Origin of the sequence: Luteimonas sp. 8-5 (assembly GCF_029763755.1) — a bacterium.
In the GTDB taxonomy this organism is placed as follows: domain Bacteria; phylum Pseudomonadota; class Gammaproteobacteria; order Xanthomonadales; family Xanthomonadaceae; genus Cognatiluteimonas.
The window spans coordinates 1-444 of the sequence record NZ_JARUVM010000187.1 but is presented as its reverse complement, the minus strand read 5'-3'; the positions used below and the strand labels follow the sequence as shown (position 1 = coordinate 444).

At 72.5% G+C, this 444-nt stretch carries 1 pseudogene; it reads right to left on the bottom strand.

What is annotated here, in order from left to right:
* A pseudogene (locus QAA18_RS12850) lies at window positions 1-417 on the bottom strand (hypothetical protein); the annotation flags it as partial.
* Between the last annotated feature and the right edge of the window lie 27 nt (window positions 418-444).

Sequence of the window (444 nt, the reverse complement as noted above, 5' to 3'; positions counted from 1 at the left end):
CTGGGCAGGTGCCGGTGCGCGCGTCGCCGTGCGCGCAGGTTGCGGGTCGGGTTGCGGCCCGGCCGGCTCGCCACCGCCCTGCTCCTCCGGCGTGCCCTCGCCGATGAATTCCACCTGCACCACGTCCTCGCCTTCCTGCACCGGCGTTGGCGCGCCGCCGTAACGTGCATAGGCCAGCCACAGCACGAACAGCGCGAACACCAACTGCATGAAGGCGGAGATCGAAAACGCGGCGATGCGCTGCCAGCGGTCTTCCGGGCCCACCGGCTGCCATTGCTGGCGCAGCAACGCGGCGAAGGCCTGGAACGTGTTGAGTTGCGGACTGCGTCGCGGCGGGCGGCGCAAGGCGCGCGCGGCCAGGATCGCGACGATGGCGTCGGCGCTGGCGCCGCGGATTCGCCCGATGCCAACGCGCATGGCCGCGAACCACGCACGCCAGCCCGG